We start from the raw sequence: 20,106 nt of genomic DNA, 5'->3' as shown, positions 1-20,106 counted from the left end.
GCTCTGACTACTTTAATCAGTCTCTCTGACTATCGTCAAGGAGTGCGGGTGAACATCGGACTGCTGCTCTTCATTCCGTACCGGTATCTGGAAACCCGGGTGCTGGACGCCATCGCCGCCGCGGGTTTCGACATCACCGTCGCGCAGGCGCGGATACTGCAGCGGGTCGGGGCACGCGGCAGCAGGCTGACCGAGCTCGCCGAGGCCGCGCAGGTCACCAAGCAGACTGCGGGATTCCTGGTCGACCAGCTGGAAAAGGCGGGTCTGGTGGAGCGCGTGCCGGACCCGACGGATGGCCGTGCACGGCTCGTGTGCCTGACGGGCAAGGCCCGCGCGGCGGTGCCCGTCGGCAGCGCCGAGATCGAGCGCATCGAGGCGGAGTGGGAGCGGCACGTGGGGAAGCGGAAAATGGCTCAGCTGCGGGAGACGCTGGAGTTGCTGTGTGAGGTCACCGATCCTTACCGGTGATCGTCGTTCGGGCAGCGGCGGGGCAGCGGGGCGGCCCAGCCCGGCGGCCGCGTCACCGCGAAGCCCAATGGATTCCCTTGCAGCGCTGAAGGAATCCGTCCGCGTCATCGTCCCGGCAACGTGAAATGCGCCGCCACCCGGCCACCGAACCGATCCTCAGCGCCCTGGACGGTCGGCGCGACGACCGTTGAACACTGCGCGAACGGGGCGGGCGTGGGCACACAGCACGGCCACGCGCGTCCGTTGCCACCCCGACGCGACCCAACCCTCAGGCCGCGGTGACGAACACCGACCCGAGATGCGTGAACTCCGCCGAGATCTGGTCCCCGGCGTGCGCGAACACCGCGTCCGTCAGCCCGCCGGTCAGCACGATCTGCCCGGCCTCGATCGCCTCGCCCCGGGCCGCCAGCGCGTTCGCGGCCCGCGCCAGCGCCTCGGCCGGGTGCCCCTGCACCGCGGCGCCGGTCGCCGTGTCGACCACGATTCCATTCACCGACAGCGCGCACGCCTCCAGCGCCAGATCCAGGTTCTCCGGGGAAAGCGCTTTCCCGCCCACCACGAACCGTGCCGACGAGGCGTTGTCGGCGACCACGTCGGGCAGGGTGAACTTGAAATCGAGGTAGCGGGAGTCGATGATCTCCAGCCCGGCGTGCACGCTCTGCACCGCGGCCAGCGCCGTCGCGGCCGTGATTCCGGGCCCTGCCAAGCGTTTTCCCATGACGAACACGATCTCCGGCTCCACCCGCGGGTGGATCAGCTTGCTCAGCGGGATGGGCTCGCCGGCGGCGAGCACGTAGCCGTCGGTCAGCACCGCGGTCAGCGGCGAGTCGATGCCCATCCGCTCCTGCTTGGCGCGCGAGGTCAGGCCGAGCTTGACGCCCACCACGTGCTCACCGGCCTCGACCTTCTTCTCGATGAGCCGTTTCTGCACCCGGTAGGCGGTTTCCAGGTCGAGCTCCGGCCATTCCCCGGTCAGCGGCCCGCGGTCCCGCCGTCGCGCTTCGGCGGCCAGCAGCACGTCCGCGGCGGTGTCGATGTCCCAGTTCGTCATGCGGCCGGCTCCTTCTCGGTGGAACGAGTTGCAGACACCGTAACGGCCCTGCGCGATCGCGGCCCGGTCAGCCGGCCGGGCGCAGGGCGGTCAGGATGGCCTGGTGGGTGATCCAGCCGCTCAGCGTGCCGGTTTCCTTGTCCTGTACGGGAAGTCCGGTGCCGGCGGCCTGGGTGAGGGCGTCGAGCGCGTCGGTCAGTGGTGATTCCCCGGTCACCACCGGCGGCAGTTCGGCCAGGGATCCCACGGTTTCGGCGCGGTCGTCGGTCAGCGCCTCCGCGACGGCCCGTGCGGTCACGCAGCCGTGGTATCGCCCGTCCGCGCTGACGACCGGCAGGATGCCGTGCCCGGACAGGGCCAGCGCGCGAGCGGCGGGACGGAGCCCGGTGTCCTCGCGCAGGGCGTCCGGCAGTGGCTCGAGCACCTGTGCGACGGTGGTCCCGGCCAGGCGCCGTGCCTCGGGCCTCTTGTCGATGTCGACCCCGCGCCGCCGCAGTTTGAGTGTGTAGATGGTGTCCTCGCGCAGCAAAGTCTTGCTGGTCAGGGTCGCGACGACGATCGCGGTCATCAGCGGCAGGATGATGGTGTACTGCCCGGTGAGTTCGAACAGGATGATCACGGCGGTGATCGGCGCGCGGGCGGCGCCGGCGAAGGCCGCGCCCATCCCGATCAGCCCGTAGACGCCGGGGGAAGCCGTCATTCCGGGCAGCCAGGCGTGCACGGCGATGCCGAAGGCGGTGCCGCCCATGGCGCCGATGAACAGGGACGGTGCGAACACCCCGCCGGAGCCACCGATGCCGATGGTGAGACTCGTGGCGACGATCTTGCCCACCAGCAGGAGCAGGAGGAACCCGAAGACGTACTTGCCTTCCACGGCGTTCTGCAGCACGGGATAGCCCACGCCATACATTTCGGGCAGCGCGAGCAGCAGTCCGCCGAGGACGAGCCCGCCGACGGCGGGCCGCAGCCATTCCGGTCCGCGCCAGATCCAGTCGCAGGCGTCCTCGATCCGGTACAGCACCTTGGTGAACAGCACCCCGCAGGCGCCGACGACGACGCCGAGCACGACGAACAGCAGGTACTCCACCGGGTTTCGCAGTGTGAACGGCGGCAGATCCAGGAAGGCCACGTTTCCGAAGACGGCGCGGCCGACCACGCCGGCGGTGACGCTGGAGAGCACCACGGCGCCGAACGATTCCACCGCGAAATCGCGCAGGATCAGTTCCATCGCGAAGAACGGGCCGGCCATCGGGGCGTTGAACGTGGCCGCGATCCCGCCCGCGGCGCCACAGGCGACCAGTACCCGCAGCCTGCTTTCGGGCAGCCGGAACCAGCGGCCGAAGGTGGACCCGAGCGCCGATCCGATCTGGACGATCGGCCCTTCCCTGCCGACCGACCCGCCGGAGCCGATGGTCAGCGCCGAGGCGAGTGCTTTGACGACGGTGACCTGTGCCGGGATGCGCCCGCCCTTCTCGGCCACCGCGTACATGACTTCGGGTACGCCGTGCCCGCGCGCCTCGGGGGCGAAGCGGTACACCAGCGGGCCGTAGACGAGACCCGCGAGCACGGGTGCGATCAAGAGGAACCACGGCCCCAGGGCGGGAAACCACGGATGTGCCTCGCCGCCGGCCGCGGAGTAGTCGGCGTGCCCGGAGAACAGGTGGGTGAACGTCGTGATCAGCCAGCGGAACGCCACCGCGCCGAGACCGGCCCCCGCGCCGATCGTGACAGCCAGCACCGCCAGCCCGCTCGAGCTCTCCCGCAGCCACACGCCGGCGGGCTGCTGCGCCGGGACTTCCAGCCGCGCACCCGGTTTCCGCCCGTTCCCGCCCGTCCGCACCGTCATGTTTGCAGTATGCAACACTTGTCCAGAGCATATGTATGGAGTGTGAGGTAGAACAGTGCCATGCCCTCCCGTCGTACCCCCGGCGCGCCGGCCGCCAGTGACGTCGATGCCGTCACCGACGCCGTGCTCACCGCGTCCCGGCTGCTCGTCGCGGTGTCCGCGAAGTCGATCGCGGCCGTCGACGAGTCCATCACCATCCCGCAGTTCCGGCTGCTCGTCGTGCTGTCCAGCCGCGGCCCGGTGAAGCTGACGGCGGTGGCGGACGCACTGGCGGTGAACCCGTCCACGGCCACCAGGATGGTGGACCGGCTGGTCGCGGCTGGGCTGGTCAGCAGGGAGGCGAATCCGGCGTCGCGGCGGGAATTGGTCGTGTCGCTGACCGGAAGCGGTGCGGCCGTGGTCCGCGAGGTCACCCAGCGCAGGCGGCGCGAGATCACCCGGATCGTCAGCCGGATGCCGGAGGGCACCCGGACCGGTCTGGTCCGCGCGTTGACCGCGTTCAGCGAAGCCGGGGGCGAGCCCAGCGTCGAACACGGCGACCCGCTCTGGCTCTAGCCGACCACGAAATACCGCAGCCTCAGATACGGGACGGCCACCAGCACGGTCGCGAGATCGGGTGCCCGAGACCAGCACCGGTATCCCGGCGCCGATCAGCGCGACGATCGAAGGCTCCAGGTGGAACACGGAATGCCCGGCGAACGCGGGGAACACCACCGCCGGCACCACGCCGGATTCGATCAGCGGGGCGCGGTCACGGATCGCCTCCCGCTCGTTGAGGGCCACGATCTCCGCGGCGCGTTCGGGATCATGGGTGAACACACCGCGGAAGAGCCACGGCAGCAGCACTGCCAGCACGGCTATATCGATGATCACCAGTGGCGCGAGGTTGTCCAGGAAGGCCGAAGCCGGCGCAGAAGGCCTCATCCGAGCTGACCGCACCGATGGCGAGAACCACCGCCGCGCCGGTCGGCGGGGCCACCATCTTGGGGATCTTCTCGCCGGCGATGAGCGCGTACGCGACGGCGATGGCGGGGCTCATCGCCGGCCCCGGCTCAGCGCAGTGCCTGTTCCAGCAGCCGGGAGGACGTGATCACGCCGGCCAGTTCGCCGTGGTCGGGCACCGCGACCGGCGGGGTGCGGAGCCGGGCCATCAGCGTGGCGTCCTGCACTGCCGTGTCGTTGGCTCGGGCGATCAGCGTGGCGTCCTCCACTGCTGTGTCGGCGGCCCGGACCTCCGCCGGCTCCGGTGTCCTGCCTGGCAGCAGCTCCCGCACCGTCCGGCGGACCCCGGCCAGTGCAGGACCTCCCGGCACACCGCCCGCGAAGATGCGTAAGAAATCTTCCGCGGTAACTCAGGCCGGCGGTTCTTCCGTCGCCGGCAACGGCCGCCGCTGGTGCAGCGTCAGCAGCCAGCGCCCGCCGTGGCGGACATACAGGGTGGAGCAGTGCACCCGGCCGCCTTGCACGATGGCCTGGTAGGTGACGTAGGTCAGCGAGCCGGTCACCGGGAGCACGGTCTCGCCGGAGAGCCGGAACCGCCGGTAGGTCAGGCCGGGCGCCCAGTCCGCGAGCGCGGCTGCCCGGGTGAACTGCTTGTCAACAAGGAAAACCCGGGCGTTCGAGGCCATCACCCCGGCGTAGAACTCGGCGGCCCGCCCGGCGGCCGCGGCCTGCCAGGCCGCGTGTTCCAGTTCGAGCGGTTCCGCTGTCCGCACCCTGGCTGCCTCCGGAAACCTCGTGACAGGGACATCCGGAGCATAGAGCAAAACTTTGCTGGTGCGGCCGATTCCCGCGGATCATCCTTTGTGGACATTTGCCGTGCGCAAAGACGGGGCACGGCCGGTCGCCGGAACCGGCCGTGCCCGTGGTGAACCGCCAGGCCGCGGTGCGGCCCGCGTCCGCGGCCACCGTGGCACCGGTCAGGAAGCCGGCGCTGCCGGAGGCGAGAAAGGCGATGACTTCGGCGATTTCCCGTGGCTCGGCCGGCCTGCCGAGCAGGGTGGAGCCGCGATCTGCGCGATCGTCTCCTCGTCCATGGCGGTGCTGGACATCTCGGTGCCGGTGGGTCCGGGCGACATGGTGTTGACGCGCACGCCGGACGGGCTGAACTCGGCCGCCCACGTGCGGGTCAGCGATTCGAGCGCGGCTTTCGTCGCGGCGTAGACCGAAAGCCCGGGCATGCAGACGCCGGCGGCCATCGTGCTGACGTTCACGATGCTGCCCGAGCCCCGCCCCAGCATGGCCGGCACGAGCGCGGCGGGCGGCGAGGCGCACCTCCTCCGCTGTGGCTTCGGTGACTCCCCGTTCGTACATCAGCCCATTTTCTTCCTCGGCAAAGTGGGTCAGGTAATCCACTCCGGCCGAGCGAAACCGCCGAACTCATGGCGTCGGCGGGCGCCCGGATGATCATCACCGGTCGCACCGCCGAACGCGGCGCGGCCACGGCAAGGCGATTACCACGGCGGGCGGGTCGGCCAGGTTCGTCGCCGCGGACCTCACCGATCTCGGCGAACTGCGCCGGCTCGCCGGCGAGGCGGGCCCGGTGGACATCCTGGTCAACAACGTCGCCCTGTTCCCGGTGCACCGACGGTCACCCAGGACGTGGCGACGTTCGACACCGTGGTGGCGGCCAACATCCGCGCGCCGTACTTCCTGTCCATTCCCTCGCCGGGCTGCGCCGCCGGCGGGACGCGATGGTGGAGTACCACCGGCGCCCGCAGTGCCGGGGCGGCTGCCCGATCGGCTCGCTCGGCAGTGAGGTCGCGGAGACCGATCCCGGGGCGCGCCTCGCCGTCGCGATCGAGTCCGGGTTACGCGGGGTGCACGCGCGCGGTGAACTCCGCGGCGACCCCGACGACCTGGCGCTGGCCGTGCTGGCCGCGTTGCAGGGTGGCCTGCTGCTGACCCAGTTGCGGCGCAAGGTGAAACCGCTGGAGACTGCGCTTGACGCGATCCTCGTTCATGTGGAATCCCTGACCCGCTGAGGCGCCGCCGCAAGCACTTCGGCCACCTGCGCGACGACGGCGCGCACCTGTGCCTGGCGCGCCAGCCAGGTGGGCAGGGCGAACCCGGGGTCGGTCAGCGGCGCCCACTGCCAGTCCGGCAACAACCGTCGCGCGCTGGGCTCGGTGAGCAGCACGGCGTCGGCCTCGCTAGCCACGGCGCACGCGTGCGCGTTTTCGGTGAACCAGGCGAAAACCCAGTCCGGATGCAGGCCCTGCGCCCTGGCGGCGGCGCTGATCTGCTCGCCCTCGGTGGTCACCTGGTCGCGGCTGTGCGCCAGCACCCGGAGCCGGTCGAGGTCGGCCACCCCGAACCGTTCGCGCCCTGCCAGCCGATGCCCCGGGCGCATGGCCAGCCCGAAAGGCTGTTCGTAGAGCAGCCGCCCGGTCAGCTGCTCCGGCGGGCGCTGGTGCACGAGCGCGAGATCGAGATGGCCCTGCCGGACCATCCGCAGCTGGTCGGTGCTGCTGGCGTCGGTGAACGCGATCGCCGCGGTGGGCACCCGCTCCATCAACGCCCGCTGCCGCCCGTCGAGCCAGGCCGCGGACGTGCCGGGCGGCAGTCCGGTCCGGACGATCTCCTTGGCAGGGCGGGTGGAGCGGACCACATCGCGGCTCGCGTCGGCCAGCCGCAGCACGGTGGTGGCGTGTTCGTGCAGGGCGAGCGCGCCCGGCGTCGGCAGCACCCCGGTGGTCACTCGTTCGAACAACGTCGTGGTCAGTTCGCGTTCCAGCTGGTGCAGCTGGCGGGTCAGCGCGGGCTGCGAGATGCGCAGGTGCTCGGCCGCGCGCGAGATCGAACGATGCTCGAAAATGGCTACGAAGTACCGTAGTTGCCGCAGCTCCATACCTTCAGGTTATGCCCCGGCTGCCGGATTGATATTGGCGCCGGTGCCCGTGCCCGTCGTCTACTGGCCCGGACGGAAAGGGAGGTTCATGGGCGAGAAGTACGACGTCGTGGTGATCGGTGGCGGCGCGGGCGGGATCGGGGCGGCCGTGGGCGCGGCCTGGTCCGGTGCCCGCGTGCTGCAGGTCGAGCAGTACCCGTTTCTCGGTGGCGCCGCGACGATCAGTTCGGTGCTGACGTTCTGCGGGTTCTTCGACCAGCAGGGGGAGCGGGTCGTCGCCGGGGTGGGGGAGGAGATGCTGCGGCGGCTGCGTGATCTGGGCGCGTACGAGGAGAAGACGATGAACTGGACGGGCAACCGCATCGTCCTGCTCGACACCGAAGCGACGAAGCTGGCCGCGGACCGGGTCACCGAGGCGGCGGGCGTGGAGGTCCGGCTGCACAGCACGCTCATCGGCGCGCGACGCGAAGCGGGCCGGATCACCGAGGTCGAGCTGCACCACCGCGGCGGCCGTGAGCACATCCGCGCCGACGCGTTCGTCGACGCCAGTGGCGACGGGGCTCTCCTTGCGGCTGCCGGGGCGGGCGTGCGCGTCGAGCCGGTGGACCAGCGCCAGACGAGCACTCTCGTGTGCCGCTTCGGCGGTGTCGCCGAAGATGCCGACCTGTCCCGCGACGGGCTGCGCACGGCCGTCGCCGCGTACGCGGAGAGCTCCGGCGTCAGGCTCGCCCGCGACTACGGCATCGCCGTGCACCTGCCGCTGACCCGCGAAGTCATCGCGTTGCTGGTGGACGAGCAGGCCGACGTGCTGGACGCGAAGGCGTTCAGCCGGGACGAGGCGAGCGCGCGGCGCCAGGCGTGGCAATACCTCGACGCGCTGCGCAAACATCTGCCCGGCTGGTCCGCGGCCTATCTGATCGAGACCGGCCCGCAGCTGGGGATCCGCGAGAGCCGGCACCTCGTCGGCCGGGAAACGATCACCGCGGCCGACGTGCTCGAAGCCCGCAAGCGGCCGGACACCTCGATCGCGCGCTGCGGCTGGCCGATCGAGGACCACGCCGGGCCCGGCATCACCCGCTACACCGAACTGGCGGGCAAGGGCTGGTACGACGTGCCCTACGGGGCCATCACCTCGGCCGACACCGACAACGCGTGGGGCGCCGGCAGGCTGACCAGCGCCGATCCGCGGGCTTACGCCTCGGTGCGGGTGATGGGCACCGCCTTCGCCACCGGGCACGCCGCCGGTGTCGCGGCGGCCCGCCACGCGGAGCACGAAAACCATGACGTGGCGGCGATCCGGGCCGAGCTCCGGCGCCAGGACGCGATCGTCTGACCCTTGTTCCCGATTGGAGCCTCAACGATGAGTTCCCGCTACCGCTGGGTCGTGCTGACCCTGTGCTGGGCGAGCTTCACCATGACCTCGACCGACCGGTCCACCTGGGGACCGGCCTCCTCGGCGGTCAGCGACTCCTGGCATGTCCCGCTCGCCGCGCTCGGCGTGTTCGCGACCTGCTACTACATCGGCTACGTCATCTCCAACGCCGGCGGCGGCCTGCTGACCGACTGGCTCGGCAGCCGGGTGGTGCTCGGCACGAGCCTGCTGGCGGCCGGCGCGCTGATGACGGTTTTCGGCTCCACCACGTCGATTCCGCTCGGCCTGGTGGTGCAGGGCCTGGTCGGGCTGTTCGCCGGGGTGGAGTTCGCGGCCGGGATGAAGCTCATCACCACCTGGCATCCGCCGCACGAGATCGGGATGGCGAGCGGGATCTTCATGACCGCCACCTCGCTGGGCACGGTGATCGCGAACGCGGTGGTGCCCACGTTGATCGAAAAGGCGGGCTGGGGCACCGCGTACCACACGTTCGGCATCGTCACGATGGTGCTGGCGGTGCTTTGCGCGATCTTCATCCGCAACGGCGATGTGCAGGCGAGTGGTGCGAAGCGGGCGCTGCCGGACGTGCGGCCGTTGGCGCGCAACAAGGATCTGCTGCTGCTCGGTATCGCGGGCTTTGGCGGCCTGTGGGGCACCTACGGGTTCGTCACGTGGTCCAACACGCTGATGATCAAGGGCAGCCACATCTCCGCGGTCGACGCCGGGATCGTGGTGGTGATCTTCTCCGCGTCCGCGGTCGTGGTGAAACCGCTGATCGGCTGGATCACCGACCGGATCGGGCTGGGCATGCGGCTGCCGATCATCGCGATCCTGGTGCTGTTCACCGCCGCGCTGCTGGTGTTCGGCGCACTGCACAGCTATGGCGCCTTCCTTGCCGTGGCACCGGTTCTCGGTATCGCGGCGTACGCCTACAGCCCGCTCACGGCGGCGATGATCCCCCGGCTTGCCGGTGACCGGCTCGCGGGTTCTGCGGCAGGCGCGGTGAACGCGGTGTGGCAGCTCGGCAGTGTCCTGGTGCCCGCCGCGGTCGGCCCGGTGTTCCACGCGACCGGCTCGTTCTACGCCGCGTTCGCGCTCCTCGCCGTCGGCCCGCTGCTCGGCGCGGCGGTGCTGCTCGGGGTGCGGGACGACAGGCCGAGCAGGCAGGAGGCCGAGCCGGTCACCGCCGCGGGGCGCTGAACCGACGCCGCCGATGCTTGGACGTCGTCGCCGCGCGGGAGGACGATGGAGGGGGCGTTAGCTGAGAGGGGCACATCATGTCGGTACAGCTCAACCACACCATCGTCGAAGCCGCCGACCGCGAGGCGACAGCGGCCTTCTTCGCGGACGTGCTCGGCTTGGCCGAACCCGTCGAGTACGGGCCGTTCCTGGTGCTGCGCATGGAAAACGACGTCTCGCTCGACGTCGCGCACGTCGATGGCCCGGTGCACACCCAGCACTACGCGTTCCTCGTCGGGGAGGCGGAGTTCGACCGGATCTTCGAGCGCGTCACCGGGCGGGGGCTGGAGTACTGGGCGGACCCGTTCGGCCGGGAACCAGGCCGGATCAACCACCACGACGGCGGTCGCGGGGTCTACTGGTGCGATCCCAACGGGCACCGGCTGGAGATCATCACCCGGCCGTACGGCGGCTGAGTGGAATCGTCCGAAGGGCTTCACCGCGCGTCGAAGTGGTACTGACTCCGCAACAGGATCTTGCCGAACACGGAGCCTTCTTCCATCGCGCGATGGGCTTCCGCGGCCTGGTCGAGCGGGACGGTGCGGCCGACCACCGGCCGCACCGCGCCGCTTTCCACGAGCGGCCACACGTGTTCGCGGACAGCGGCGACGATGCGCCCCTTCCCGGCCGCCGGCTGCGGTCGTAGCGCGAAAGTGCTGATGCTGCCCCGTTTCCCGATCAGCTTGCCGATGTTCAGCTCGCCGGTGAGCCCGCCCTGGAAGCCGATGATCACCAGTCTGCCTGCCGTGTTCAGCGCGTCGAGGTTCCGGTCCAGATAGGACGCTCCCATGTTGTCCAGTATCACGTCCGCCCCGCCGAGTTCCTTCAGCCCGGCCACGAAATCCTGCTCGCGGTAGTTGACCGTGACATCCGCGCCGAGGCGCCGGCACTGCTCCAGCCGTTCCGCCGAGCCGGCCGTGACGGCCACGGTCGCGCCGAGCGCCTTGCCGACCTGGATGGCGTGCGTGCCGATCCCGCCGGAACCGCCGTGCACGAGCAGAACTTCGCCTTCGCGCAGGCGTGCGCTCTCGGCGAGTGTCGCCCACACCGTGCACGCGACCTCGGGCAGCGCGGCGGCCGCCACCAGGCCGACGCCCTCCGGCACGGGCAACAGCTGCGCGGCGGGTACTGCCACCAGTTCCGCGTAGCCGCCGCCGGAAAGCAACGCGCACACCTGGTCGCCGACCTGCCAGCCCTCGACCCCTTCGCCGAGTTCGGCGATCGTGCCGGAGCATTCGAGGCCGGGCAGCTGGTTCGCCCATGGTGGTGCCGGGTAAACCCCTTGGCGTTGCAGCACATCCGCCCTGTTCACCGCGGCGGCCGTGACGCGGATGAGCACCTCGCCCTCGGCCGGGCGCGGGTCGTCCACCTCCGTCCAGGCCAAGGTGGCGGGTTCGTGGATCGTGATCGCGTGCATCGGATCTCCTTGTCTGGCAGGCAGGATCCAGTGCACTCCGGAAACGCGCGGTGACCAAGGAGCGATTCGTGTCCGCTGCGATCAGGAATCGTGATCGCAGGCGCGCAGCAGTTCCGGCAGGCACCACGGCGGGTTCGTCGCGGAGACGGCGAGCAGCGTGGGCATCGTGAGCTGTTCCTTGGCGGGGCGCACGGCCACCCGCGGGGTCACCAGGCGGCGCGCCTGGGTGGCGTAGAGCACCGTCCATGTGCCGGTGCTGTTGCCGACCATGGCGAGGGTGTCCTGCATCGTCGTCGACGGCGGGCCGAACACCGCGTCGAATCCGGCCGCGCGACAGGCCGCGACCATCAGCTCGTGCAGCGGAGCGTTGCGGGCGCGGTCGGCCAGCCGCAGCGGCATCCCGGACAGTTCGGCGAGGCCGATCGTTTCCGCCGAGGCGAGCGGATGCCCGGCCGGCAGCGCGATGGCGAGTCTGTCCTGCCACAACGGGATCAGCCGCAAGCCCGGGCTTTCGGTCACTCCGCGCACGAACGTGGCGTCGAGCGTGTGTTCACGGACCTGGTCCAGCCGCGCTTGGGTGGCGGCGGAAACCAGTTCGACACTCAGCCCCGGCACGGTTGCCGTCAGGTTGTCCAGAACCTGGTCCAGCCGCTCGCCGAGGCCGTTGCTCGTGCCCAGCCGCAGCACGGTGGAGCGGGCCAGGCTCGCGATCTTGGCCCTCGCGCGGCCTTCGGCGGCCAGCACCGCGCGCGCTTCGGGCAGGAAAAGCCGGCCGGCGGTGGTGAGTCGCACCGTGCGCGGCGAGCGGTCGAACAGCTCCACGCCGAGCTCGCGCTCCAGCCGGCGGATCTGCTGGCTGACCGCGGCCTGCACGATGTGCAGCCGTTGCGCGGCGCGGCCGAAGTGCAGCTCCTCCGCGACCGTCACGAAGTACCGCAGCTGACGAAGTTCCACGCCTCAAGTATGCGGCGATCACGATCGCTGGTCGGTCACACCCGGGTGGCGGTTGGGGTGGTCGCAGGTGCTGGGACGCCCTGCGACGCGACAGCCTCAATGCCCCCGGCGCGGCGAAACCAGCAGATGCTCGCTCCGCGCCGAGGCCATCGTGGACATCACGAGTGACGCGGCGCCGATGGCACCACCGTCCTCGCCGAGGGTTGTGCCGCGGACATCGACCGTGTGCACATCGCGCACGGTCAGCAGGGACGCGGTGATCGGTGGCGCCACGCGCAGGTAGATCGCCGACAGCGCGGACCAGTTCGGCCCGCCCAGCACGATGGTGTCGAGGTCCAGCACGTTCGCGAGGTTGCCGCCGGCCCTCGCGATGGCGCGTGCCGACTTCTCGACGATGGCCGTCGCCCGCTCGTCACCCCCGTCCGCCAGCGCGCACAACCGGCCGAGCGCCGTCTCCACGGCCAGGTGGTCGGCCAGGTCCGCCTGCGGCAGCAGACCGGCGTCGATCGCGGCCGACACCAGATGCACCGGGGCACAGGTGATCGCGATACACCCGCGCCCGCCGCAGTAGCACTCGGTACCGTCGGGATCGCCGCTCAGATGGCCGATCTCACCGAGGTTGTCACTCGCTCCGCGCATCACCTCGCCGCCCAGCACGATGCCCGCGCCGATGCCGGTGCCCAGGTAGATGAAGGCGAAGTTCGACAGCGTGCCGCCACCGGCCCAGAGCTCGCCGGTCGCCGCCGCGATGGTGTCCTTCTCCAGCACGACCGGCAGGCCGAGTCGTTTCTCCAGTTCGTCCCGCAGCCGCACGACCCCCCAGCCGCGCAGATTCGGTGGCCCCACAACGGAATCCGCCAGTATCGGGCCGGGCGTGGACACGCCGAGCCCGGAAATGCGCAGCAGCGGGATCCGGCGCCGCGCGACCAGATCGGTGACCGCGCCGACGATCGCGTCGAGCACGTCCTGCGGGCCGTCGGTGCTCGGGGTGGCGATGGACGTCCTGTCCTCCACCTCACCGGCCAGGTTCAGCAACACCAGCGTCATGCGTGCGGGGTCTATGTGCAGCCCCACCGAATACTGCCCCTGCGGCACCACCCGGAACATCGTCCGGCGGGCGCCGGTGTCGGCCTCCGCGCGGCCCGCCGGTTCGATCAGCCCGGCGTCGACCAGCCTGCGCACGATGTTCGACACGGTCTGCCCGGACAGGCCGGTGCGCCGGGCTTCGGCGTGGCCGTGGCCAACGACTCGACGTACGGCCACGACATCACGCGTCACTGGGCCGAGGACGGCTCCACCGTGACCCTGGTGCGGCAGTCGCTGCTGCGCGCGCCGCGCTTCCCCGACCCGCAGGCGGACCAGGGCGAACACGTGCTGCGCACCGCCCTGCGGCCCGCGCCGACCGTGCTCGAAGCCATCGACACCGGCTACCGGCTGAACCTGCCGGTGCGCACCGTGCGCGGCGGTGGCCCGGTGGCGCCGCTCGTCACGGTGTCGTCGCCCGCCGTCGTGGTGGAGGCGGTGAAGCTCGCCGAGGACCGCTCGGGTGACCTGGTCGTGCGGCTGTACGAGGCGCGCGGCGGCCGGGCTCGCACCCGCATCGAGTTCTCCGAGCCCGTCGCGCGGGCGAGGACCACCGACCTGCTGGAGCGGGAAACCGATGCCACGCGGTCGTGGCAGGACGAGCCGGTCGAGCTGGAGCTGCGGCCGTTCGAGATCGTGACGCTGCGGGTGCGGCGCGGTTAGTGTGCGAACCATGCTCAGACTCGGTTTTCCGGTGCTCGGCGTGACCGACCTGCCGCGCGCGGTGACGTTCTGGACGGCGACGAGTGGACGAGCGAGACGTGGCGGAACCTGGACCACGCGGACGGCCCGGGCCAGGCGCTCGTGCTGATGCACAGCGACTCGCCCGCCGAGCCGCGCCCGCGGCTGCACCTCGACCTGTTCGTGGACACCGCCGCCGGACAGCAGGCCGAGGTCGCGCGCCCGCTCGGGCTCGTTCGTCGTGCTCGCCGACCCGGACGGCAACCTGTTCCGTGTGGCCGACCTCAGCCGCGCGCCATCAGGATCGCGCCCGGTGTGCTGGCCTCGACCGAGACGAGGGCCGGGCTGTCGCCGGTGTCCATTCCGGACCGGTGATTGATCGGTCCCGCTGCTCACCGCGATCGCCGAGAAGTGTTGGACACCGCCGTCGCCGCACAGCAGAGTGGGGGCCATGACCTATCTCGCGGACGAGCAGCGTTACCACGGCACGATGAGCTACCGCCGCACCGGGCGATCCGGCCTCGACCTGCCCGTGCTGTCGCTGGGTTACTGGCACAACTTCGGGGACGACAAGCCGTTCGAGGCGCAGCGGGCGATCACCCGGCGCGCGTTCGACCTCGGCATCACCCACCACGACCTGGCGAACAACTACGGCCCGCCCTACGGTTCCGCGGAGATCAACTTCGGCCGCATCATGCGCGAGGACCTGGCGCCGTACCGCGACGAGCTGGTGATCTCCACCAAGGCGGGCTGGGACATGTGGCCGGGCCCGTACGGGCAGGGCGGCGGTTCCCGCAAGTACGTGCTGGCCTCGCTCGACCAGTCGCTGCGCCGGATGGGCCTGGACTACGTGGACATCTTCTACTCCCACCGGCCCGACCCCAGCACGCCGCTGGAGGAGACGATGACCGCGCTGGACACCGCGGTCCGCCAGGGCAAAGCCCTGTACGTGGGCATTTCCTCCTACGACGCCCACACCACCCGCGAGGCCTCCGCGATCCTGCGCGAGCTGGGCACGCCGCTGCTGATCCACCAGCCTTCGTACTCGATGCTCAACCGCTGGATCGAGACCGACGGCCTGCTGGACGCGGCCGAAAGCGAAGGCATCGGCGTCATCGGGTTCACCGCGCTGGCCCAGGGCCTGCTCACCGGCCGCTACCTCGACGGGGTGCCCGCGGATTCCCGTGCGGCGCAAGGGAAAACCTTCGACACCGGCTGGCTGTCCGAGGAGATGCTGCGCCGGTTGCGCGCGCTGAACGAGCTCGCCGGGCGGCGTGGGCAGACTCTGGCGCAGCTGGCGCTCGCCTGGGCGTTGCGCGACGAGCGGGTCACTTCGCTGGTCATCGGCGCGTCCCGCACGGAGCAGCTGGAGCAGAACGTGGCCGCGCTGAAGAACCTCGAATTCGCCAAGGAGGAGCTGGCCGAGATCGACGAGCTGACCGCCGAAGGGGCGGCGGTCGACCTGTGGCGCGACGCCCGCGAGGGCAACGTCGGCTGACGCCTTTCGGTCCACTGTGTACGGACGATCAGTCCGTCGGCACCAGTGCGGCAACGGCTTCCCGGATCGGAGCCAGGTCGATGTCCTTCGCGATGGTGGCTTCGTCCGGTTGCCCGGGCAGCGGTGGCTCGACGCCGAGCAGGGCCCGGAACACGCGGGGATACACCGTGCGGCCGATCAGCTGGTTCGTGATCTCGGTGCTCTCCGCCCGGGTGAGCCGGCAGTGCTCGGTCAGGAAATCCTCGAGCCGTTCGTGCGTCGTGTGGAAGATCGCGTCGTAGAAGCCCGCCGACGCGTCCGGGAGCCGTTCGGCCTGCCCGATGCCGAGCCGGCACGTCCGTAGCGCGGGCTCCCAGAGGATGAGCTGCAGGAAGCGGCCGCAGAACAGGACGACGGCCTCCGCGATGTCCTCGGCGTAGTCGCCGGGCGTGCCGAGCCTGCCGAGGTAGAGCTCCCGCACCAGTTCGACCACGTCGCGGAACAGCTTCTCCTTGCTGGCGAAATGCGCGTAGAGCGACCGCTTGGACGTGGCGGCCCGGATCGCGATCACGTCCATCGACGCCCGCTCGAAACCCATCTCCAGGAAGACGTCCTTCGCCGTCAGCAGGATGTGCTCGCGCAGGGCGGCACCGCGTATCGCCATCGGTCTTGCCTTCCTCGGAAGTAAACGGTACAGTCGAGTTTACTTCCTTCGACCGTCCTTGGAGCTTGCCTTGATCGTCGTCACCGCGCCCACGAGCAGTATCGGGCGTCAGCTGATACCGCACCTTCTCGAACACGGCGAGGCCGTGCGTGTCATTGCCCGCGAGCCCGCGCGCCTTGCCCCGGAGGTGGCCGACCGGGTCGAGGTCGTGCGGGGTTCGCACGGCGAGGCCGCCGTGGTGGAGAAGGCGTTCGCCGGTGCGGACGCCGTGTTCTGGCTGCCACCGTCGAATCCGCATGCCGCGAGTCTAGAAGCCGTCTATCAGGAGTTCTGCCGCCCGGCCTGTGCGGTGCTCGCCGGCCAGGGGGTAAGCCATGTCGTCGGCGTGTCGGCGCTGGGCCGCGGTTTCCCCGGCCAGGCGGGCAACATCTCGGCCTCGCTGGAGATGGACGACATGTTCGCGGCCACCGGCGTGAGCTATCGCGCGCTCACGATGCCGTCCTTCATGGACAACCTTCTGCGGCAGGCCGCCTCGATCCGGGACGAGGGAGTGTTCTACGGGCCGACGCCCGCGGATCTGAAGGCCCCGACGTGCGCGAGGCGGGACATCGCGGCCGCCGGCGCGAGGCTGCTGATCGATCGCTCGTGGAGCGGTGTCGGCAGTGTGCCGGTGCTGGGGCCCGAGGATCTGTCCTTCGACGACATGGCCCGGATTCTGTCCGAGGTGCTCGGCAAACCGGTGCGGTATCAGGAGGTTCCGCTGGAGGGGTTCCGTGCCTCACTGCTCGGCGGCGGGGTCTCCGAGGCGATGGCCCAGGGCATGATCGACATGACGGTGGCCAAGAACAACGGCCTCGACAATGCCGAGCCGCGCACGGTGGAGGCCACCACGCCCACCAGTTTCCGGCAATGGTGTGAGGAGGAGCTCAAGCCCGACGTGCAGGCGTAGTTCATTGATCGAGGTACGGCCTTTGCTGCTGCTTGATCGCAGACCGGAGCGCAGCGGGGGAGGGAGGAGTCATTTCAGTGTCAGGGTCGGGGTGCTCGTTCCATCGCGGGGCTGCTGGCGGGACAGTCGCGTCCGGGCCTCGAAACTCAGGCCACGGACAACCGGCGCAACAGCGCGGCCAACCCGGCGGGAGCCCGGCCGCGAAGCCGGGCACTGGTCAGCACCCGGGCCGTCTCGTCGTAGCAACGGCGGAAACCGGCGCGGCCCAAGCGGTTCCACAGGTCGTGGTCCTCGCTGCTGGACAAAGCCGCGAAACCGCCGACAGTGGCATACGCATCGGCCCGGACGCCGAGATTCGCGCCATAAACGTTGCCGTGCCCCTCCGGGCCGGCGGCATCGTCCAGCACCGCTTCATACCGGCAGCGCGCCAGCGGACCCAGCCCGGCGGGGTCGATCAGCTCGGCCGAACCCGCGATGGCGTGGTACCCCTCGTTCGCCCTCGCCACATGTGCCGGCGCCCAGCCGGGATCCACCAGGCTGTCGGCATCCGTGCTGAGCAACAACGTCACCGAAGGATCCGTGCCGAGCCGGGAAAGGCACTGCCGCACACCCAGAGCCCGCACCTCGCCGAGGGACAGATCATGTTCGCTCCGGTACACCGAACCCCAACGCCCGCCACCCAAAGCCGCCGCCGCCGTCTCCGCCGTGCGGTCCGAACAACGATCGGCGACCACACACACAGCACGCTCCAGCCGCCCGGGCAGCGACTGCAGCGCCGCGCCGACGGCGTCGAGACAGGCGCCGACAGTGGTTTCCTCATCACGGGCGGGAATGACCACCCCGACCGCCTCGATCATCGCCGCTTCAGCACATGCAACACGAACTCTTCGTCGTCGTGAGCGACGAGAGGGTCGAAATCCGGATGGGCGAGCAGCCGCCGGTGCGCGTCCCAGCCGTCCCGCGGCGCCTCCGGAGCCCAGGGCTTCCAGTGCATCGCCAGCAGATGCCCGCCGGAACCCAGTGCCGCCGCCGACAGCGCCAGGGTCTCCGCGAGATCTTCATCGCTGAGGTAATACAGGATTTCGCTGTGCACCAGGAGATCCGCACTCGACCCGGCAAGGCCACCGGGGAGCGAGCCAACGCAGACCTCCACATTGGACAGTCCGGCCGTCGCGCGGCGGGCCGCCTGCACGGCTGCCGGGACGGGATCGAAAGCCACCAGCCGATCAGCCCGCCCGGCCAGCTCACGGGTCAGGTTTCCGTTGCCACAAGCCGGTTCCACGATGGTGCCGTAGCGTTCCCGCGGCAGTGCGGCCAGTGCGACAGCGCGTTTCCGCCTTTCGTACCAGCGTTTCCCGGTCTGCCACGGGTCGTCCGAATCCCGGTACAATTCGGCGAATCGTTGTGCCGAGGCAGACCGCCGCGGCGGTTCGCGGAAGAAGATCTCGTCCGGGCGGTCGAAATGGGCGAGTACGTCCGTCGGCAGGATCGGGTCCTCACCGTGCGGGCCCGCGCTGGTCTGCGAGACGAACGCTTCGATCGCCGCGGCCTTCGCCAAGCGCTCCGCGCCGGTCAGCCGTAACGAAAACGCCCGCTCCCATGGGATTCCGGGGTCATCGAGCTCGAACCGGTGCCACATCCAGATCGGATAGGACCAGCACCCGGCGCCCTCCGGTGCCGCGCTCAGCGTCGCCAGCCCCGCCTCGCGGTGATCGGGATGCGGGTCGCCGGGCCAGGGCGCCAGGCACAGGTCACTGTCCCGAAGCAGGTCGGCGAGTTCCGCGGTCAGCCGCTCAGGGCACTCGTGCAGGCCCGAATCCGGCAGGCCCAGCCACACCGGCTCCACGTCTCCGGCGCCCAGCGTGAGCAGGGCATCGGCGAGCTCTTCCCGGCGCCGGGCTGCCAGCCGCTTCCGTTCCGGCCCGTCCGAGCGGGGAAACGCGGCTTCGCCATCTGTGGCGATGACCAGTGAAACCTTCACGCCATCGGCATGCAGCCGCTGGACGAGCCCGGCGGCGCCGAGCGTTTCGTCATCGGGATGCGCGGCGACGATCGTGACGCGGCCCACGCCGCGCAGGTCCAACGGACGCAGCTGGCGGCTCATCGAGTCACCCCGTCTTCGAGCACTCTGCGGCCCAGCCCGGCGAGATCCCGCTCGGCGTGCTGCTGCCGCACGTAGACGAGCAGGTCCGCCATTCGCTGGGCGAACGACCTGTCGCGGCACAACGGCGTCGGACCGGTGACCTTGGGCGCGCGATCCAGCACTCCGGTAGCGCAGGCCTCGACAGCGGCACGGCAGATTTCCGCGCTGCGCGGCGGATCCGGGTCGGTGCCCTCGTCGATCGCCTGGGCCGTCCGCCGGAGCAGGGCTTCCGCCGCACGAATCGCGGTGTGCATGGCGCCCAGATGTGCGAGCTGGTGTTCGTCGGCCCGGCGTGCGCGCAGATACGTGACCACGTCGTCGACGATCCCGTCACAACCGCCGAGCCACACGGCTGCGACTCCACCGCCGCCGTGGGCGAAACCCGGCCGCGAGACATACCAGCCGGGCGCGCCGATCACGTCCGCGGGCCCGGCGAGCAGATCGTGGAAGATCACGTCCGCGCTGTCGGAGGCGGCCATGCCGATCGCCTGCCAGCTCTCGCCGTCCCGTTCGATCCCGTCGCGGCTCAGGTCCACCTCGATGAGCAGGTCGCCGGCGGCCACGAGAGCGCGGTCCAGCAGGTGCGCGCCGGAGCAGAACCGTACCGTGCCGGACAGCGTGCCCTGTTCGAGTGCTGCCCCGGTGCCCCCGGATTTCGCCGCCCAGACACCGTAAAGCGCGTCCGGCACCGGCTGCCTGCCGGCCTCGGCGAGGATGGCGAGCGCATCGGTGTGCCCTTCGGCGAGCCTCGCCAGCGCCAGGTCGCGGGCGCCGAGCCCGCGCAGCGCTGTCCAGCGGTCCCAGGTGTGGCCGCCTCCGGGTAGCGGCAGCTCGAGCGTGCCGTCCCCGGCCAACCGGCGCAGGGAGGTCGCGATCGGTGCTGCGTCGAGCACATCGGTCATCTGCGGAAGT

At 70.5% G+C, this 20,106-nt stretch carries 24 protein-coding genes; 10 read left to right on the top strand and 14 right to left on the bottom strand.

Features of this window, described 5'->3' with window-relative positions:
* The first annotated feature begins 48 nt into the window (after nt 1-48).
* Complete coding sequence (locus VHD82_RS35650) at nt 49-468, top strand: MarR family winged helix-turn-helix transcriptional regulator (RefSeq protein ID WP_325713836.1); 420 nt, start codon at nt 49-51, stop codon at nt 466-468.
* Between the two features lie 268 nt (nt 469-736).
* Here the strand turns inward: VHD82_RS35650 and VHD82_RS35645 are convergent, their stop codons facing one another.
* Together VHD82_RS35645 and VHD82_RS35640 are read right to left on the bottom strand one after the other, a co-directional pair.
* Nucleotides 737-1,519 (bottom strand): 2-keto-4-pentenoate hydratase, encoded by a 783-nt coding sequence (locus tag VHD82_RS35645; RefSeq protein WP_325713834.1) that lies wholly within the window; start codon nt 1,517-1,519, stop codon nt 737-739.
* Nucleotides 1,520-1,586: 67 nt separating this feature from the next.
* The gene (locus tag VHD82_RS35640) at nt 1,587-3,365 is read right to left on the bottom strand and encodes a chloride channel protein (RefSeq protein ID WP_325713832.1); all 1,779 of its coding nucleotides are present in this window, start codon (nt 3,363-3,365) and stop codon (nt 1,587-1,589) included.
* 60 nt (nt 3,366-3,425) lie between these two features.
* Here VHD82_RS35640 and VHD82_RS35635 point away from each other — a divergent pair, with 60 nt between their 5' ends.
* Nucleotides 3,426-3,920 carry a MarR family transcriptional regulator gene (locus VHD82_RS35635; RefSeq protein WP_325713830.1) on the top strand — a complete coding sequence of 165 codons (495 nt, stop codon included), beginning with the start codon at nt 3,426-3,428 and terminating at the stop codon, nt 3,918-3,920.
* 497 nt (nt 3,921-4,417) lie between these two features.
* Here VHD82_RS35635 and VHD82_RS35630 read toward each other — a convergent pair whose 3' ends face one another.
* The 4 genes from VHD82_RS35630 to VHD82_RS35620 are packed head-to-tail and all read right to left on the bottom strand — an operon-like array spanning nt 4,418 to nt 5,563.
* A complete protein-coding gene (locus VHD82_RS35630; RefSeq protein ID WP_325713828.1) occupies nt 4,418-4,678 on the bottom strand; it encodes a hypothetical protein in 261 nt (86 codons plus the stop codon).
* A 39-nt stretch (nt 4,679-4,717) separates the two neighbouring features.
* On the bottom strand, nt 4,718-5,080 hold the full coding sequence (locus VHD82_RS35625; protein ID WP_325713826.1) for a DUF4440 domain-containing protein: 363 nt from the start codon (nt 5,078-5,080) through the stop codon (nt 4,718-4,720).
* Nucleotides 4,962-5,321 carry a hypothetical protein gene (locus VHD82_RS36930; RefSeq protein WP_414637636.1) on the bottom strand — a complete coding sequence of 120 codons (360 nt, stop codon included), beginning with the start codon at nt 5,319-5,321 and terminating at the stop codon, nt 4,962-4,964. The genes VHD82_RS35625 and VHD82_RS36930 overlap by 119 nt, the downstream gene beginning before the upstream one ends.
* Nucleotides 5,285-5,563: an SDR family oxidoreductase gene (locus tag VHD82_RS35620; protein ID WP_325713824.1), complete on the bottom strand. Its 279-nt coding sequence runs from the start codon at nt 5,561-5,563 to the stop codon at nt 5,285-5,287. The genes VHD82_RS36930 and VHD82_RS35620 overlap by 37 nt, the downstream gene beginning before the upstream one ends.
* Before the next feature lie 183 nt (nt 5,564-5,746).
* On the opposite strand from VHD82_RS35620, the gene VHD82_RS36925 reads away from it, so the two are divergent.
* Nucleotides 5,747-6,349 carry a TetR family transcriptional regulator C-terminal domain-containing protein gene (locus VHD82_RS36925; RefSeq protein ID WP_414637629.1) on the top strand — a complete coding sequence of 201 codons (603 nt, stop codon included), beginning with the start codon at nt 5,747-5,749 and terminating at the stop codon, nt 6,347-6,349.
* Here VHD82_RS36925 and VHD82_RS35610 read toward each other — a convergent pair.
* The gene (locus VHD82_RS35610; RefSeq protein ID WP_325713820.1) at nt 6,325-7,215 is read right to left on the bottom strand and encodes a LysR family transcriptional regulator; all 891 of its coding nucleotides are present in this window, start codon (nt 7,213-7,215) and stop codon (nt 6,325-6,327) included. The two genes, VHD82_RS36925 and VHD82_RS35610, sit on opposite strands and share 25 nt — an antisense overlap.
* An 88-nt stretch (nt 7,216-7,303) precedes the next feature.
* On the opposite strand from VHD82_RS35610, the gene VHD82_RS35605 reads away from it, so the two are divergent.
* From VHD82_RS35605 to VHD82_RS35595, 3 genes are all read left to right on the top strand, one after another.
* The gene (locus VHD82_RS35605; protein WP_325713819.1) at nt 7,304-8,548 is read left to right on the top strand and encodes an FAD-dependent oxidoreductase; all 1,245 of its coding nucleotides are present in this window, start codon (nt 7,304-7,306) and stop codon (nt 8,546-8,548) included.
* A gap of 27 nt (nt 8,549-8,575) precedes the next feature.
* Nucleotides 8,576-9,787 (top strand): MFS transporter, encoded by a 1,212-nt coding sequence (locus VHD82_RS35600; RefSeq protein WP_325713817.1) that lies wholly within the window; start codon nt 8,576-8,578, stop codon nt 9,785-9,787.
* Nucleotides 9,788-9,864: 77 nt separating this feature from the next.
* On the top strand, nt 9,865-10,242 hold the full coding sequence (locus VHD82_RS35595) for a VOC family protein (protein WP_325713815.1): 378 nt from the start codon (nt 9,865-9,867) through the stop codon (nt 10,240-10,242).
* A 20-nt stretch (nt 10,243-10,262) separates the two neighbouring features.
* Here VHD82_RS35595 and VHD82_RS35590 read toward each other — a convergent pair whose 3' ends face one another.
* The 3 genes from VHD82_RS35590 to VHD82_RS35580 all read right to left on the bottom strand — a co-directional run bounded on the left by VHD82_RS35590 (nt 10,263) and on the right by VHD82_RS35580 (nt 13,460).
* A complete protein-coding gene (locus VHD82_RS35590; RefSeq protein ID WP_325713813.1) occupies nt 10,263-11,243 on the bottom strand; it encodes an NAD(P)H-quinone oxidoreductase in 981 nt (326 codons plus the stop codon).
* A gap of 81 nt (nt 11,244-11,324) precedes the next feature.
* The gene (locus tag VHD82_RS35585; protein ID WP_325713811.1) at nt 11,325-12,197 is read right to left on the bottom strand and encodes a LysR family transcriptional regulator; all 873 of its coding nucleotides are present in this window, start codon (nt 12,195-12,197) and stop codon (nt 11,325-11,327) included.
* A gap of 96 nt (nt 12,198-12,293) precedes the next feature.
* The gene (locus VHD82_RS35580; RefSeq protein ID WP_325713809.1) at nt 12,294-13,460 is read right to left on the bottom strand and encodes an ROK family transcriptional regulator; all 1,167 of its coding nucleotides are present in this window, start codon (nt 13,458-13,460) and stop codon (nt 12,294-12,296) included.
* On the opposite strand from VHD82_RS35580, the gene VHD82_RS35575 reads away from it, so the two are divergent.
* From VHD82_RS35575 to mgrA, 3 genes are all read left to right on the top strand, one after another.
* Complete coding sequence (locus tag VHD82_RS35575) at nt 13,434-13,943, top strand: glycosyl hydrolase-related protein (protein ID WP_325713807.1); 510 nt, start codon at nt 13,434-13,436, stop codon at nt 13,941-13,943. The genes VHD82_RS35580 and VHD82_RS35575 overlap by 27 nt on opposite strands.
* Nucleotides 13,944-14,090: 147 nt before the next feature.
* On the top strand, nt 14,091-14,336 hold the full coding sequence (locus VHD82_RS35570; protein ID WP_325713805.1) for a hypothetical protein: 246 nt from the start codon (nt 14,091-14,093) through the stop codon (nt 14,334-14,336).
* Nucleotides 14,337-14,412: 76 nt separating this feature from the next.
* Nucleotides 14,413-15,459, top strand: coding sequence for an L-glyceraldehyde 3-phosphate reductase (mgrA, locus tag VHD82_RS35565; RefSeq protein ID WP_325713803.1), 1,047 nt, complete (start codon nt 14,413-14,415; stop codon nt 15,457-15,459).
* Nucleotides 15,460-15,487: 28 nt separating this feature from the next.
* Here the strand turns inward: mgrA and VHD82_RS35560 are convergent, their stop codons facing one another.
* Nucleotides 15,488-16,102 (bottom strand): TetR/AcrR family transcriptional regulator, encoded by a 615-nt coding sequence (locus VHD82_RS35560; RefSeq protein WP_325713801.1) that lies wholly within the window; start codon nt 16,100-16,102, stop codon nt 15,488-15,490.
* Between the two features lie 70 nt (nt 16,103-16,172).
* On the opposite strand from VHD82_RS35560, the gene VHD82_RS35555 reads away from it, so the two are divergent.
* Nucleotides 16,173-17,051, top strand: a complete 879-nt coding sequence (locus VHD82_RS35555; protein ID WP_325713799.1) for an NAD(P)H-binding protein — start codon at nt 16,173-16,175, stop codon at nt 17,049-17,051.
* 146 nt (nt 17,052-17,197) lie between these two features.
* On the opposite strand, the gene VHD82_RS35550 is transcribed toward VHD82_RS35555, so the two are convergent.
* From VHD82_RS35550 to VHD82_RS35540, 3 genes are read right to left on the bottom strand one after another with little or no spacing between them, the layout of a single operon-like run.
* Nucleotides 17,198-17,908 (bottom strand): glycosyltransferase family 2 protein, encoded by a 711-nt coding sequence (locus tag VHD82_RS35550; RefSeq protein WP_325713797.1) that lies wholly within the window; start codon nt 17,906-17,908, stop codon nt 17,198-17,200.
* The gene (locus tag VHD82_RS35545; RefSeq protein WP_325713795.1) at nt 17,905-19,155 is read right to left on the bottom strand and encodes a bifunctional PIG-L family deacetylase/class I SAM-dependent methyltransferase; all 1,251 of its coding nucleotides are present in this window, start codon (nt 19,153-19,155) and stop codon (nt 17,905-17,907) included. Before VHD82_RS35545 ends, VHD82_RS35550 begins: the two co-directional genes overlap by 4 nt.
* On the bottom strand, nt 19,152-20,096 hold the full coding sequence (locus VHD82_RS35540) for an acyl-CoA dehydrogenase family protein (protein WP_325713793.1): 945 nt from the start codon (nt 20,094-20,096) through the stop codon (nt 19,152-19,154). The genes VHD82_RS35545 and VHD82_RS35540 overlap by 4 nt, the downstream gene beginning before the upstream one ends.
* Nucleotides 20,097-20,106: the final 10 nt, after the last annotated feature.

The organism is Amycolatopsis sp. (assembly GCF_035546795.1).
Taxonomy (GTDB): Bacteria; Actinomycetota; Actinomycetes; order Mycobacteriales; family Pseudonocardiaceae; genus Amycolatopsis_E.
Note: the sequence above shows the minus strand (reverse complement) of the source record. Positions and strands in the feature narration are given on the sequence as shown.

Excerpts from the sequence above, each read along its gene's own strand:
- VHD82_RS35600 (WP_325713817.1), top strand. The coding sequence starts at position 8,576 with ATGAGTTCCCGCTACCGCTGGGTCGTGCTGACCCTGTGCTGGGCGAGC.
- VHD82_RS35550 (WP_325713797.1), bottom strand. The coding sequence starts at position 17,908 with ATGATCGAGGCGGTCGGGGTGGTCATTCCCGCCCGTGATGAGGAAACC.
- VHD82_RS35610 (WP_325713820.1), bottom strand. The coding sequence starts at position 7,215 with ATGGAGCTGCGGCAACTACGGTACTTCGTAGCCATTTTCGAGCATCGT.
- VHD82_RS35620 (WP_325713824.1), bottom strand. The coding sequence starts at position 5,563 with ATGGCCGCCGGCGTCTGCATGCCCGGGCTTTCGGTCTACGCCGCGACG.
- VHD82_RS35540 (WP_325713793.1), bottom strand. The coding sequence starts at position 20,096 with ATGACCGATGTGCTCGACGCAGCACCGATCGCGACCTCCCTGCGCCGG.
- VHD82_RS35605 (WP_325713819.1), top strand. The coding sequence starts at position 7,304 with ATGGGCGAGAAGTACGACGTCGTGGTGATCGGTGGCGGCGCGGGCGGG.
- VHD82_RS36925 (WP_414637629.1), top strand. The coding sequence starts at position 5,747 with ATGGCGTCGGCGGGCGCCCGGATGATCATCACCGGTCGCACCGCCGAA.
- VHD82_RS35595 (WP_325713815.1), top strand. The coding sequence starts at position 9,865 with ATGTCGGTACAGCTCAACCACACCATCGTCGAAGCCGCCGACCGCGAG.
- VHD82_RS35545 (WP_325713795.1), bottom strand. The coding sequence starts at position 19,155 with ATGAGCCGCCAGCTGCGTCCGTTGGACCTGCGCGGCGTGGGCCGCGTC.
- VHD82_RS35645 (WP_325713834.1), bottom strand. The coding sequence starts at position 1,519 with ATGACGAACTGGGACATCGACACCGCCGCGGACGTGCTGCTGGCCGCC.
- VHD82_RS35560 (WP_325713801.1), bottom strand. The coding sequence starts at position 16,102 with ATGGCGATACGCGGTGCCGCCCTGCGCGAGCACATCCTGCTGACGGCG.
- VHD82_RS35570 (WP_325713805.1), top strand. The coding sequence starts at position 14,091 with ATGCACAGCGACTCGCCCGCCGAGCCGCGCCCGCGGCTGCACCTCGAC.
- VHD82_RS35635 (WP_325713830.1), top strand. The coding sequence starts at position 3,426 with ATGCCCTCCCGTCGTACCCCCGGCGCGCCGGCCGCCAGTGACGTCGAT.
- VHD82_RS35590 (WP_325713813.1), bottom strand. The coding sequence starts at position 11,243 with ATGCACGCGATCACGATCCACGAACCCGCCACCTTGGCCTGGACGGAG.
- VHD82_RS35640 (WP_325713832.1), bottom strand. The coding sequence starts at position 3,365 with ATGACGGTGCGGACGGGCGGGAACGGGCGGAAACCGGGTGCGCGGCTG.
- mgrA (WP_325713803.1), top strand. The coding sequence starts at position 14,413 with ATGACCTATCTCGCGGACGAGCAGCGTTACCACGGCACGATGAGCTAC.